11 protein-coding genes are annotated in these 12,691 nt (G+C 59.2%); 5 read left to right on the top strand and 6 right to left on the bottom strand.

Annotated features, from left to right (window positions below; genetic code table 11):
• The first annotated feature begins 129 nt into the window (after positions 1-129).
• The 4 genes from gap (at position 130) to secG (ending at position 3,630) form a co-directional block, all read left to right on the top strand.
• Positions 130-1,137, top strand: coding sequence for a type I glyceraldehyde-3-phosphate dehydrogenase (gene gap, locus HMPREF3153_RS05450; protein ID WP_070420254.1), 1,008 nt, complete (start codon positions 130-132; stop codon positions 1,135-1,137).
• A 124-nt stretch (positions 1,138-1,261) separates the two neighbouring features.
• A complete protein-coding gene (pgk, locus tag HMPREF3153_RS05455) occupies positions 1,262-2,479 on the top strand; it encodes a phosphoglycerate kinase (RefSeq protein WP_070420255.1) in 1,218 nt (405 codons plus the stop codon).
• A 38-nt stretch (positions 2,480-2,517) separates the two neighbouring features.
• On the top strand, positions 2,518-3,297 hold the full coding sequence (gene tpiA, locus HMPREF3153_RS05460; protein WP_046645945.1) for a triose-phosphate isomerase: 780 nt from the start codon (positions 2,518-2,520) through the stop codon (positions 3,295-3,297).
• Positions 3,298-3,393: 96 nt separating this feature from the next.
• The gene (gene secG, locus HMPREF3153_RS05465; RefSeq protein ID WP_005531608.1) at positions 3,394-3,630 is read left to right on the top strand and encodes a preprotein translocase subunit SecG; all 237 of its coding nucleotides are present in this window, start codon (positions 3,394-3,396) and stop codon (positions 3,628-3,630) included.
• A gap of 190 nt (positions 3,631-3,820) precedes the next feature.
• Here secG and pgl read toward each other — a convergent pair whose 3' ends face one another.
• From pgl to tkt, 5 genes are all read right to left on the bottom strand, one after another.
• The gene (gene pgl / locus HMPREF3153_RS05470) at positions 3,821-4,582 is read right to left on the bottom strand and encodes a 6-phosphogluconolactonase (RefSeq protein WP_070420256.1); all 762 of its coding nucleotides are present in this window, start codon (positions 4,580-4,582) and stop codon (positions 3,821-3,823) included.
• A gap of 39 nt (positions 4,583-4,621) precedes the next feature.
• Positions 4,622-5,554 carry a glucose-6-phosphate dehydrogenase assembly protein OpcA gene (locus HMPREF3153_RS05475; protein WP_070420257.1) on the bottom strand — a complete coding sequence of 311 codons (933 nt, stop codon included), beginning with the start codon at positions 5,552-5,554 and terminating at the stop codon, positions 4,622-4,624.
• A 12-nt stretch (positions 5,555-5,566) separates the two neighbouring features.
• Positions 5,567-7,099, bottom strand: a complete 1,533-nt coding sequence (gene zwf / locus HMPREF3153_RS05480) for a glucose-6-phosphate dehydrogenase (protein WP_070420258.1) — start codon at positions 7,097-7,099, stop codon at positions 5,567-5,569.
• 97 nt (positions 7,100-7,196) lie between these two features.
• Positions 7,197-8,279 carry a transaldolase gene (gene tal / locus HMPREF3153_RS05485; RefSeq protein WP_070420259.1) on the bottom strand — a complete coding sequence of 361 codons (1,083 nt, stop codon included), beginning with the start codon at positions 8,277-8,279 and terminating at the stop codon, positions 7,197-7,199.
• 7 nt (positions 8,280-8,286) lie between these two features.
• The gene (gene tkt, locus HMPREF3153_RS05490) at positions 8,287-10,356 is read right to left on the bottom strand and encodes a transketolase (RefSeq protein ID WP_210385556.1); all 2,070 of its coding nucleotides are present in this window, start codon (positions 10,354-10,356) and stop codon (positions 8,287-8,289) included.
• 287 nt (positions 10,357-10,643) lie between these two features.
• Between tkt and HMPREF3153_RS05495 the strand changes: the two genes are divergently transcribed.
• A complete protein-coding gene (locus HMPREF3153_RS05495; RefSeq protein ID WP_070420261.1) occupies positions 10,644-11,588 on the top strand; it encodes a heme o synthase in 945 nt (314 codons plus the stop codon).
• 106 nt (positions 11,589-11,694) lie between these two features.
• On the opposite strand, the gene HMPREF3153_RS05500 is transcribed toward HMPREF3153_RS05495, so the two are convergent.
• Complete coding sequence (locus tag HMPREF3153_RS05500) at positions 11,695-12,666, bottom strand: quinone oxidoreductase family protein (protein WP_046645951.1); 972 nt, start codon at positions 12,664-12,666, stop codon at positions 11,695-11,697.
• Positions 12,667-12,691: the final 25 nt, after the last annotated feature.

Below are 12,691 nucleotides of genomic sequence, written 5' to 3' on the forward strand. Positions count from 1 at the left end.
GCACTATGTTTGCTCGGTACTATCGGCCGTGTTGGGAAAACTCACCGAGGTTCTTCGCACCAGGCAGAACTAGAGGAGATGCCTCGGACCCACACGAACGTTTACTCGATTTTAAGAGGAGAAATAACAGTGACCATCCGCGTAGGCATCAATGGCTTTGGCCGCATCGGCCGCAACTTCTTCCGCGCAGTTGCTCAGGGCAACACCGACCTCGAGGTTGTTGCAGTCAACGACCTGACCGATAACGGCACCCTCGCAAACCTGCTGAAGTACGACTCCGTGCTGGGCCGTTTCGATGGCGAAATCTCCTTCGACGATGGGTCTATCACCGTCAACGGCCACCGCATCGCAGTCTCCGCAGAGCGCGATCCAAAGAACCTAAAGTGGTCCGACCACAACGTTGACATCGTTGTTGAGTCCACCGGCTTCTTCACCGACGGTGAGGCTGCAAAGGCTCACATCGAGGCTGGCGCAAAGAAGGTCATCATCTCTGCACCTGCTAAGAACGTGGACGCAACATTCGTTTACGGCGTCAACTCCGATTCTTACGACCCTGCAAACCACAACGTCATCTCCGCAGCATCTTGCACCACCAACTGCCTAGCTCCGATGGCTAAGGTTCTCAACGACAAGTTCGGCATCGAGAAGGGCCTCATGACCACCGTTCACTCCTACACCGGTGACCAGCGCATCCAGGACGCTCCTCACAAGGACCCACGCCGTGCACGCGCCGCTGCTGTGAACATGGTTCCTACCTCCACCGGTGCAGCTAAGGCTGTTGCTCTGGTTCTGCCTGAACTCGAGGGCAAGCTGGACGGCTACGCAATGCGTGTTCCGACCATCACGGGTTCCGCAACAGACCTGACCTTCACCGCTTCCCGCGACGTCACCGTTGAAGAAGTCAACGCTGCAATCAAGGAAGCTGCTGTCGGCGAGTTCGGCGAGACCCTGGCTTACACCGAGGACCCAATCGTCTCCACCGACATCATCACCGACCCGCACGGCTGCATCTTCGATGCTGGCGTAACCAAGGTTTCCAACGGCAACCTGGTTAAGGTTCTCGGCTGGTACGACAACGAGTGGGGCTACACCAACCAGCTCGTACGCACCACCTCCCTGGTCGCTTCCAAGCTCTAATCCGCTGCGAGTCCTAAAGACCTCACTTGGATGATTAACCGGCCCACACTTTGCCCACTTGGGCTAGGCGTGGGCCGGTATTCTTATATAGAACTCTTTTTAAAAATCGATTAAGGAGAAAATTATGGCTTTCAAGACCCTAGATGATCTCATCGCCGAAGGCGTTGAGTCCCGCCACGTACTCGTCCGCTCCGACTTCAACGTCCCACTGGACGATGAGGGTAACATCACCGACTCCGGACGCATCACCGCTTCGCTGCCTACCATCAAGGCACTCATCGAGGGCGGCGCCAAGGTTATCCTGTCCGCACACCTTGGCCGCCCTAAGGGTGAGGTCAACCCGAAGTACTCCCTGGCTCCTGTGGCTGAGGCTCTTTCCGAGGCTCTCGGCCAGTACGTCGCACTTGCTGGCGACGTCACCGGTGAAGACGCTCACGAGCGTGCCAACGGCCTCAACGATGGCGACGTAATGCTCATCGAAAACGTCCGCTTCGACCCGCGTGAGACCTCTAAGGACGAGGCAGAGCGCGGTGCTTTCGCAGACGAGCTCGTTGCCCTTGCCGCTGACAATGGTGCATTCGTCTCCGACGGTTTCGGTGTTGTCCACCGTGCACAGGCTTCTGTGTACGACGTCGCCAAGCGCCTGCCCGCATACGCCGGCAAGCTCGTGCAGAAAGAGGTAGAGACTCTCGCTGCAGTTGCTGAAAAGCCTGAGTCCCCATACGTCGTTGTGCTCGGCGGCGCCAAGGTCTCCGACAAGCTCGGAGTCATTGAGGCTCTTGCTGGCAAGGCAGACAAGGTCATCATCGGCGGCGGCATGTGCTACACCCTGCTAGCAGCTAAGGGCTACAACGTCCAGAACTCCCTTCTGCAGGAAGACCAGATCGACAACTGCAAGGACCTCCTTGAGCGCTTCGGCGACAAGATTGTCCTGCCAGTTGATCTGATCGCTGCAACCGAGTTCGACGCAAACGCAGAGAACAAGGTCGTCGCACTCGACGGCATCCCAGAGGGCTGGCAGTCCCTGGACATCGGGCCAGAGTCCGTAAAGGAATTCGACAAGGTGATTGCTTCCTCCAAGACCGTCTTCTGGAACGGCCCAATGGGTGTGTTCGAGATGGAGGCATTCTCCAAGGGCACCGCTGGCGTCGCTCGGTCCATTATCGATGCAACTAAGAACAACGGCTCCTTCACTGTTGTCGGTGGTGGCGACTCCGCCGCTTCCGTCCGACTCCTTGGCCTTGATGAGGACGGCTTCTCCCACATCTCTACCGGTGGTGGCGCTTCCCTCGAGTTCCTTGAGGGCAAGGAGCTGCCGGGCGTATCGGTTCTACAGTCCTAATCGAGCCACTAAACTCTTTAAGAAAGGAATTTCCCACTATGGCACGTAAGCCACTTATCGCCGGCAACTGGAAGATGAACCTCGACCACAAGGAAGCAATCGCTTCCATCCAGAAGTTCGACTTCTCCCTTCCAAAGGACTACTACGAGAAGGTCGACGTTGCCTTCATGGTTCCGTTCACCGACCTGCGCACCTTGCAGACTCTCTCTGAGGGCGACAAGCTCGAGCTGACCTACGGTGCTCAGGACATCTCCAAGCACGAGTCCGGCGCCTACACCGGCGAAGTCTCCGGCAAGATGCTCTCCGCACTCGGCTGCACCTGGGTTGTCGTTGGCCACTCCGAGCGCCGCGAGTACCACGGTGAGACCGACGAGCTCGTCGCAGAGAAGGCTGCTGCTGCGCTGAAGAACGGCATCAGCCCGATCGTCTGCGTTGGCGAGCCGCTCGATGTCCGTGAAGCTGGCACCCACGTTGACTACGTGGTCAATCAGACCCGCAATTCCCTCGCTGGCCTGAGCGCTGAGGATCTTTCCAAGACCGTCGTTGCCTACGAACCAGTGTGGGCTATCGGTACTGGCAAGGTTGCTTCGGCTGACGATGCACAGGAAGTATGTGCGGCAATCCGTGACCTCGTCCGCGAGCTTGCTGGCGATGAGGTAGCAGAGGGCATCCGCATCCTCTACGGTGGCTCTGTCAAGGTTGATTCCGTGGCCGAGATTGTGGGTAAGCCGGACGTTGACGGCGGCCTGGTCGGCGGAGCATCACTCGTTGGTGACGAATTCGCCAAGCTCGCTGCGAACGCGTCGACTGCAGTTTAACTCTGGAACCTAGGCGTGGGTCGGAATGTCGTCCGGCCCACGTCGTGGTGTAAAGTTGTCCGGAGTTAATTAATAAAGTTTGAGAGGAACGATCCTATGATCTTGGCCCTGGAAATCATCCTGGTGATTGCCGCGATCCTCATGTCTATCTTTGTTCTCCTGCACAAGGGTAAGGGTGGCGGTCTGTCCAGCCTTTTCGGTGGAGGCGTCCAGTCCAACCTTTCGGGCTCCACGGTCGTGGAGAAGAACTTGGACCGCTACACCATTGTCATGGTGATTATCTGGTTGGCGTGCATCGTTGCGCTGAACTTGATCCAGGCATTCGGCGTATAATCGCGTAAGAAAAAGCCCGCGTTGACTGTTGATGGTCAACGCGGGCTTTTTCTATGCCTAACTTCGGAGCTGTCGGGCTCCGTGCTATCGGTATATCCCACCCTAAAACGTGCATAACTGCCAACGAAAGGCTCACAAAGCGCTTGCGGAGGCGCTTCGTTGGCAGATACGCAGATCTCTCAACGAGTTGTTAGAGTTCACCCGCTGCGTCATCGGACAGGAAGAGGATTGTCTCCTGGGTTCCGTGTGCACCAGCAGCCGGCCACTCCGCAGCAGGAGAGCCCTTAACGATGTGAGACGCAGCCTCAGCCTTTTCAGCACCGGACACTAGGAACCACACCCGCTGGGAACGGTTAACCGCAGGGAGGGTCAAAGTAACCCGCTCTGCCGGGGGCTTCGGAGAGTCGTGAACTGCCACAACGAGTTCCTCCTCCTCGAGGACCGCAGGGGAGTGCGGGAACATCGAGTTGATGTGCCCCTCGCCGCCCATGCCCAACAAGTGAAGGTCGAAGCCGTTTGGGGCGAATTCGGCAATCTCGCCGGCATATGCCTTAGCGGCATGCTCCATGGCGATGGCGCCTAAATCGAGACCATGGATGTGTTGCTCAGGAATGCCCACCGCGTGGAGAAGAGCAGCACGGGCTTGACCCTCATTGGAATCAGGATCAGAAACTGGGACATTTCGCTCATCACCGAAGAATACGTGGACGCGAGTCCAGTCAATTGCCAGAGCAGGGTAGTCCTCACTCTGGCCATGTGCTGCCGCATCAAGGCGAGCCAGTTCGCGGAGTGTTCCTATGCCAGCGCCGCCGCCAGTGAGAACCACGCGGGCAACGCCATCGTTGTGGAGGCCGCCGCCCGGGGCCTGAATCGCCGTCACGACGTCGATGAATTTAAGGGCGGCAGAGGATATGAGTTCGTCTACATCGCTCACGCGGTGAAGAGTGACCATGTCAGTGAGATCCTTAAGGGTCAAAAAATAGTAGTAGGGCTAACTGTAGTCCACGCGCGGCAAAGCTCGAAGCGTATGCGCGTATGTCTTGTCCGAATCGAGATGACGTAGCTCTTCAGAAATGACCTCCGCCTGTGAACGGATGCCCAAAGAGACCAAAGAATCTGGAGAGCCAGGAACTTGTACGCGTACAGTTTCTGCGTCGACCACTTCCACAGTGACGTGGGAAGATACGCGGTTGAAGCGCAAAGAATGAATGGGGAAGGAACCCTTTTCCGGCGACTGCGTGACGTTGCGGTGTACTGGAACGCTCAGGGCGTCGAGAAGCCAGCCTGCAGCAAAGTCCGCTGCTGGGTTGAGTTGTGCCCCGCATACTTCTACTGACTCGACCGGTTCATGAGGGTGGCGGTCTAGGGCCGAGGCCACGATTCCGCGCCACAGCGTAATGGCGGCCCAGGACATATCAGAATCACCCGGGGTGTACCCGTGGGAGAGCTGCATCAGTTCTTCGTGCGTTGCGCCCTCGCCATAGGCCACGTTGGTAATACGGCGCTGCGCGAGCTTGCCAATCGGGCTGCGGGCAGGGTGCTCCGGGCACTTCGTGGGCCACCACGCCACAATCGGGGTATCCGGGAGTAGCAGCGGAGTGACTACGGATTCGGCCTGCGCAGACAGAGCTCCCTTCAAGTGCATGACCACGATCTCCGAAGCACCAGCCTCGCCGCCGACGCGTAGCTCGGCATCGAGATGAGTTTCTTCCTCGTGGGAACCAGCAATGACCACGAGCACGCGTGACGGGTGCTCATGGGAGGCGTCGCGCACGGAGGAAAGAATCGCCTCGATGTCGTCGTCTTCGTTGGCAGCAACGATTAGGGTCAGCACGCGGCCGGTGGTCAAGGTGTAGTGTTCTTGGGCCTCAACGAGTTTCTTGGAGATCTTGCGCGTCGTGGTGTCAGGCAATGGAATAATCAACGCTTCTTCTCCTTATGGTCGGCGCCAGGAGTGGCCCCGGCGGCGCAACATCGTATTGGCAGACTCAGGGCCCCACGTTCCCGCGGGGTATTCCTCAGGTTGGCCAGCTTTGGACCAGTACTGGATGATGGGATCGAGGATGGACCAGGACAGCTCAACCTCTTCGTTGGTGGGGAAGAGTGAGGACTCGTCGAGGAGGGCATCGAGGATGAGACGCTCGTAGGCTTCGGGGGACTCTTCAGTGAAGGCCTCCGCGTAGGCAAAGTCCATGTTCACATCGCGAACCTCCATGGTGGAACCAGGCACCTTCGAGCCGAAGCGCATGGTAACGCCCTCGTCAGGCTGGACACGGATGACCACGGCGTTCTGCCCCAGCGACTCGGCTTGGCCCTTGTGGAAAGGCTGGTGCGGCGCGGTCTTGAAGACTAAAGCGATCTCCGTGACGCGACGGCCCAGGCGCTTGCCGGTGCGCAGGTAGAAAGGAACACCTGCCCAGCGGCGCGAATTTACCTCGAGGGTGCAGGCAGCATAAGTCTCGGTTGTGGAGGCAGGATCGAATCCCTCCTCTTCGCGAAGCCCGCGCACGTACTCAGAGCCCTGCCAGCCGGCCGAGTACTGTCCGCGGGCAGTGGTTTTGTTCAGCGGGTGCACCGGCTGCGTCGCACGCAGCACCTTGATCTTTTCGGCCTGCAGAGCTTCCGGCTCGAATGAGGATGGTTCCTCCATTGCAACGAGCGCGAGCAGCTGCAGCAGGTGGTTCTGGATGACGTCACGGGCAGCGCCGATTCCGTCGTAGTAGCCAGCGCGGCCACCGAGGCCGATGTCCTCAGCCATCGTAATCTGCACGTGGTCGATGTAATGCGCGTTCCACATCGGCTCGAAAATCTGGTTGGCAAAGCGCAGAGCCATGATGTTTTGTACGGTTTCCTTGCCCAAGTAGTGGTCAATACGGAAGACCGAGGACTCGGGGAACACTGCATTGACGATTTCGTTGAGCTTGCGCGCGGATTCCTGGTTGTGACCGAAAGGTTTTTCAATAATGACGCGGCGCCACGAGTCGTCAGCGCTGTTCGCCATACCCACACGCTCGAGTTGGTGGCAGATGCTCGAGAAGAACTCTGGTGGGACAGACAAGTAATAAGCCCAGTTGCCGCCGGTACCGCGTGAGGTATCGAGCTCCGCGAGGCGAGCAGAAAGGCCGTCGAAGCCAGCGTCGTCAAAAGCGCCATGCACGAACTCAATACCTTGGACTAGGTGCTGCCAAACATGTTCGTTGAACTTGGTGCGGGCGCCAGCCGTGACGGCTCCCAGCACATACTCGGCAAAAGCGTCCTTGTCCCAGTCGCGGCGTCCGTAGCCTACCAAAGTAAAGCCCGCGGGCAAGAGGCCGCGGTTGGCAAGGTCGTAGATAGCTGGCAGCAGCTTTTTGTAGGCGAGGTCGCCGGTTACACCGAAGATAACCATGCCGGAAGGGCCGGCGATGCGCGGGAGGCGCTTATCCTTCTCGTTGCGCAGTGGATTTACCCAGGCGCTCGATTCCGTCACAGGGGTTCCTTTCCCAAATCTTTGTCCAGCGACACATTCTAGCGACAAGCGCCCCGCTGAGGTTAGTCAGCGGGGCGCAAGGCGAAGAATTCTTTAGTTAAAGGCGAGCAGCCATGGATTCGAGCAGCTCATCCCAAGCCGCGACGAACTTGTCGACGCCTTCCTTCTCCAGCACTGCGAACACGTCCTGGAAGTCGATGCCCAAACCCTCGAGCTCAGCGAATACCGCATCTGCTTCAGCCTTTGCGCCGGAGAGGGTGTCACCGTGCAGGTTACCTTCGGAAAGGACCGCATCAATGGTTTTCTCCGGCATGGTGTTGACCGTGTGCGGGCCAGCAAGCTCGGAAACGTACAGCGTTGCTGGGTACTCCGGGTTCTTTACGCCGGTAGATGCCCACAGTGGGCGCTGCACGTTTGCGCCCTCTGGAAGATCGTCCGAGTTGAGCAATTCTTCCTCGAAAAGGGCGTAAGCACGCTGCGCATTGGCGACGCCGGCTTTGCCACGAGCCGCGAGAGCTTCCGGCGTGCCGATGGTCTCGAGGCGCTTGTCCACCTCAGTATCTAGACGGGAAACGAAGAAGGACGCGACCGAGTGAATCTTGGATACGTCATGACCTGCCTCAGCAGCGCGCTTGATGCCCTTTTTGAACGCATCGATGACCTGGGCGTAGCGCTCCACGGAGAAGTTCAAGGTGACGTTGACCGAGATGCCGTCGGCAAGCGCGTCTGCGATAGCCGGCAGCGAGCCGTCCGTTGCCGGAATCTTGATCATCAGGTTCGGGCGGTTGACGCGCGCCCACAGCTCACGAGCCTGCTGGATGGTGGCCTGGGTATCTGCAGAAATGCGCGGATCCACCTCGATGGACACGCGGCCGTCGCGGCCTTCAGATGCCTTGTAGATGCCGGCGAAGAGATCGCATGCATTGGCGACGTCGTCGATCGCCAGGGAGTAGACGGCGTCGTCAGCCTTGGCGCCCTCTTCCTTCAACGCAGCAATCGCGGAATCGTACGCGGTGCCCTTCGACATCGCTGCCGCGAAGATTGCCGGGTTGGTGGTAACACCCACGATGGACTTGGTCTTGATGATCTCCGCCAAGTTGCCGGACTCCAGCCTCTCGCGGGAGAGGTCGTCGAGCCACGTGGAGGTACCGAGCTGTGCTAGTTCGTCAATGTGAGACATGCTTTCCTTACTTGCTTGCGGTGATGGATTCGTGGGCGGCGTCGACTACCGCAGCGGTAGTGAAGCCGAACTTCTCAAAGAGCTCCTCTGCTGGGGCAGAAGCGCCGAAGTGCTCGAGGGAGACATTGCGGCCGAAGGTGCCGGTGTACTTGTGCCATGGCATTGCCAGGCCTGCCTCGACGGAGACGCGGGCGCGGACAGCGGAAGGCAGAATGGACTCGCGGTAGGCGTCGTCCTGCTCGTCGAACCACTCAAGGCACGGAGCCGAAACGACGCGGGCTGCGGTGCCCTCGGATTCGAGCTGTTGGGCTGCCTCGACCGCGAGCTTAACCTCGGAACCGGTTGCCATGAGGATGACGTCTGGCGTTTCCTTGGAACCTTCGACCAGAACGTAAGCGCCGCGGCGAACGCCGTCGCGTGCCTTCTCCTTGGTGCCCTCGAGAACAGGCAGGTTCTGGCGGGACAGCGCCAGGCCCTTTGGAGCAGCTTTGTACTCGAATGCAGCGGCCCATGCCTGCGCGGTCTCGTTGGCGTCTGCCGGACGGATGACGGAGAGGTTCGGAATAGCGCGCAGTGCGGCGAGCGTTTCTACCGGCTGGTGGGTCGGGCCGTCCTCGCCCAAGCCAATGGAGTCGTGGGTCCACACGTAGTAGGTGTCAGTAGACATCAAGGCGCCTAGGCGAACGGCAGGGTACTGGTACTCAGAGAAGATGAGGAAGGTACCGCCGTACACGCGGGTGTTTCCGTGTAGGGCGATGCCGTTCATGATGGCGGACATGGCGTGCTCACGGATACCAAAGTGGAGGTTGCGGCCGTATGGCTGGGCATTCCAAGCGCCAGTGGTGATGGACTCTGGGCCGAAGGACTCGGCACCCTTGATAACGGTGTTGTTGGAGCCTGCAAGGTCAGCGGAGCCGCCCCACATCTCCGGTACAGCAGCAGCCAGTGCCTGAATGGTAGCTTCAGAAGCTTTACGGGTGGCTACGGATTCGCCGGCATCCCAGGTCGGAAGCTCAGCATCAAAGTTCTCTGGCAGTTCGCGGGCCTGCATGCGGTCGAAGAGGGCCTTTGCCTCCGGATTAGCGGAAGCCCAAGCATCGAATTTTTCCTGCCACTCGGCGTGGGCCTGAGCACCGCGCTCGCGCAGCTTGCGGGTGTGGTTGATGACCTCGTCGGAGACCTCGAAGGTCTGTGCTGGGTCGAAGCCTAAGACTTCCTTGGTTGCGGCGACCTCGTCGTCACCCAAGGCGGCACCGTGTACGCCGCCGGTGTTCATCTTGTTCGGTGCCGGGTAACCGATGACGGTCTTGACGCGGATGAAGGAAGGACGCTCGGTCTCCTCACGCGCAGCCTTGGCAGCGGCTTCGAGGGCTACGACGTCTTCGCCGGATTCCACGGTCTGTACGTGCCAGCCATATGCCTCGTAGCGCTTGACGACGTCCTCGTTGAACGCGATGTTCGTATCGTCCTCGATGGAGATGCGGTTGTCATCCCAGAACACGATCAGGTTGCCGAGCTTCTGCGTCCCCGCGAGGGAAGAGGCCTCTGCGGTAACGCCCTCTTGCAGGTCACCATCGGACGCGATGACGTAGACGTGGTGATCGAAAGGGGACTCGCCTGCGGGTGCGGACGCGTCGAAAAGGCCGCGCTCCTTGCGGGAAGCCATGGCCATGCCCACTGCGGAGGCCAGGCCCTGGCCGAGCGGGCCGGTGGTGATTTCAACACCATCGGTGTGGTTAACCTCCGGGTGGCCCGGGGTCAGCGAGCCCCAGGTACGCAGGGACTTGAGGTCATCAAGCTCGAGACCGAAGCCGCCGAGGTAAAGCTGGATGTACTGGGTCAGCGAGGAGTGGCCAACGGAGAGGACAAAGCGGTCACGGCCAGCCCACTTCACATCGTTAGGGTCGTGATTAATGACGCGCTGGTAGAGCGTGTAGGCGAGGGGCGCCAGCGACATCGCGGTACCCGGGTGGCCGGAACCGCACTTCTGGACGGCGTCCGCGGCCAGGACACGGACAGTATCTACTGCGCGAGTATCCACGTCGGTCCAGTCAGCCGGGTAACGGCGTTCAACCATGGCCTGCAGTTCTGGGGACAGCTTTTCTTGCGACACTGTGGGAAGCCTCACTTTTAGGTTCGAATGTTCATTGACCCCTCAAGTCTAGAGGTTTTGATTTGTCAGTGACGAGATTTTCATTTGCCCGTGGCGGATTATTGAAACTGTCTGAGAAACTGTAGGCTGGCATGGTTAAGACGCCACGGCCGCGCGTGGGAACTATTTAAGCCGAATAGCCGACTACTACATTGCGGCCTCTTACCCAGGCAGCTGAAATACACCCATGCCAGATACTGGAGGAATAATCCTTGGAGACGATCAAGGCCTATTTTGCGCTGACGAAGCCGAGGATCATTGAGCTCCTCCTTGTTGCCGCAATCCCGGCGATGCTCCAGGCACAGCGTGGAATCGAGTCCGTGACGGATAACTTCTGGCTGATTCTGTCCACCATCTTCGGCGGCTGGATGGGCGCGGCGGCTGCTCATACCTTTAACAACGTTGTTGACTATGAGATCGACCAGAAGATGCAGCGCACGCGTGCAAGGCCGCTGGTGCGCGCCAAGATTTCGCGCCGTAACGCAGCCATCTTCGCGTGGATCATGCTGTTTCTTTCCGTTTTCTGGCTGGGCGTACTCGCGCACTCGTGGCTTGCGGCCTTCTTCGTGATCCTGACGAACTTCTTCTACGTGTTCGTCTATACGAAGTTCTTGAAAATGCGAAACTCCCAGAACATCGTCTGGGGTGGCCTCGCAGGCTGTATGCCGGCAATGGTCGGCTGGGCGGTCATCCGCGACAACGCCCCGGCCGGCGAGCCGGACAAGTGGTGGCAGGCCATCGTCCTGTTCCTCATCATCTTCTTCTGGACCCCGCCGCACACGTGGGCGCTGGCCATGAAGTATAAGGAGGACTACCGCAAGGCAGGCGTGCCGATGCTGCCCGTCGTGGCACCAGAGGTGGAAGTCACCCGCCAGATCGTCTGGTACACCGTTGGCACCGTCATCGTGACTTTCCTCATCATTCCGGCTGCCTCGTGGATTTACCTCGTTGCCGCAGTGGTCTCAGGTGCAGTCTTCCTGTGGATTGCTATAGCTCTGCATAAGGGCGTGAAGAACGGCGCGAAGGTCAAGCCGATGCGCTTGTTTATCTACTCCAACAACTATCTTTCGGTTCTCTTCATCGGCCTGTCTATTGATGCCGTGCTCGGTTTGGAATCCATCGGCAGCATGCTGGGTTGGTCCACCGCCTGGTTCTAAGCTCTCGGGGAGTTTTAAAAGCCATCTAGGGATGTTTAGGAAAGCAGAACGGCGCCGTACGTTAAGTACCGCCGTACGTTAAGTACGGCGCCTTAGAATTTCTGCGCTAGTTGTCCTCGCGCACGCGCAGGACAATCGAGCCGGTGGTCTTGCGGGCGTGCAAGTCCCGGTGAGCCAGAGCAGCGTCCTTGAGGGGATAAGAGGCGGTCACGTTGAAGGTGACGGCGCCGTCTGTGACGGCTTGGACGACTGCCTGTGCGCGCATCTGGAATTCGCCCTCCTGAGCGGTCCAGGCACCCAGCGAAGGACGTGTCAGGAAGATGGAGCCATGCTTGTTGAGCAACTGTGGGTCCATGGGCGGGACTGGGCCGGATGCGGCGCCAAACAGAGCCACGGTGCCGCGTGGACGGACAACCTCAAGGGACTCGTTGAAGGTGTCTTTGCCGACGCCGTCGTAGACGACGTCGACGCCGCGGCCGCCGTTGAAGCGGCGCACTTGCTCCGCCAGACCCTCACCGTAGCGGAATACTTGGTCCGCACCCGCTTCGTAGGAGAGCTGTTCCTTTTCATCGGTGGAGACGACCGTGTAGACGGTGGCCCCCAGCGCCTTGGCCATCTGAGTCAAGATGAGGCCAACGCCGCCAGCGCCGGCAGTAATCAGGCAGGAGGCTCCCTCGCCGAGCTGGTAGACCCCATTAGCCAGGTAATGAGCCGTCATGCCCTGCAGGAGCATTGACCCCGCAACCTCTGGTGGGAAGTCATCAGGCACGGCAACAATGCGGTCGCGGGATACGCAGACCTGTTCAGCGTAGGAACCAAAAGCATGGTCCCAAGCGACCATGGTTCCCTCGGCGATTTCTCCCTTTGGGTCGTGAACGACTCGGCCTGTGCCTTCGAGTCCAAGCACGAATGGTGTGGCGGCGTTGTAGATTCCTTCACGGTAGTAGGTATCGATGTAGTTGACGCCGGCAACGATGACGTCGACAAGCACCTGATCCTCGGTGGGAGTGGGGGCCGGGATCTCGACATACTTGAGAACTTCTGGGCCGCCAGTCTGGTTGACCTGAATTGCGTACATATACAAAGGCTATCCCAGCGAGGCC

The sequence above is a fragment of the Corynebacterium sp. HMSC06C06 genome (assembly GCF_001807295.1).
GTDB classification, from domain to species: domain Bacteria; phylum Actinomycetota; class Actinomycetes; order Mycobacteriales; family Mycobacteriaceae; genus Corynebacterium; species Corynebacterium striatum.

Excerpts from the sequence above, each read along its gene's own strand:
- tal (WP_070420259.1), bottom strand. The coding sequence starts at position 8,279 with ATGTCTCACATTGACGAACTAGCACAGCTCGGTACCTCCACGTGGCTC.
- tkt (WP_210385556.1), bottom strand. The coding sequence starts at position 10,356 with ATGGTTGAACGCCGTTACCCGGCTGACTGGACCGACGTGGATACTCGC.
- pgl (WP_070420256.1), bottom strand. The coding sequence starts at position 4,582 with ATGGTCACTCTTCACCGCGTGAGCGATGTAGACGAACTCATATCCTCT.
- tpiA (WP_046645945.1), top strand. The coding sequence starts at position 2,518 with ATGGCACGTAAGCCACTTATCGCCGGCAACTGGAAGATGAACCTCGAC.
- pgk (WP_070420255.1), top strand. The coding sequence starts at position 1,262 with ATGGCTTTCAAGACCCTAGATGATCTCATCGCCGAAGGCGTTGAGTCC.
- secG (WP_005531608.1), top strand. The coding sequence starts at position 3,394 with ATGATCTTGGCCCTGGAAATCATCCTGGTGATTGCCGCGATCCTCATG.
- HMPREF3153_RS05500 (WP_046645951.1), bottom strand. The coding sequence starts at position 12,666 with ATGTACGCAATTCAGGTCAACCAGACTGGCGGCCCAGAAGTTCTCAAG.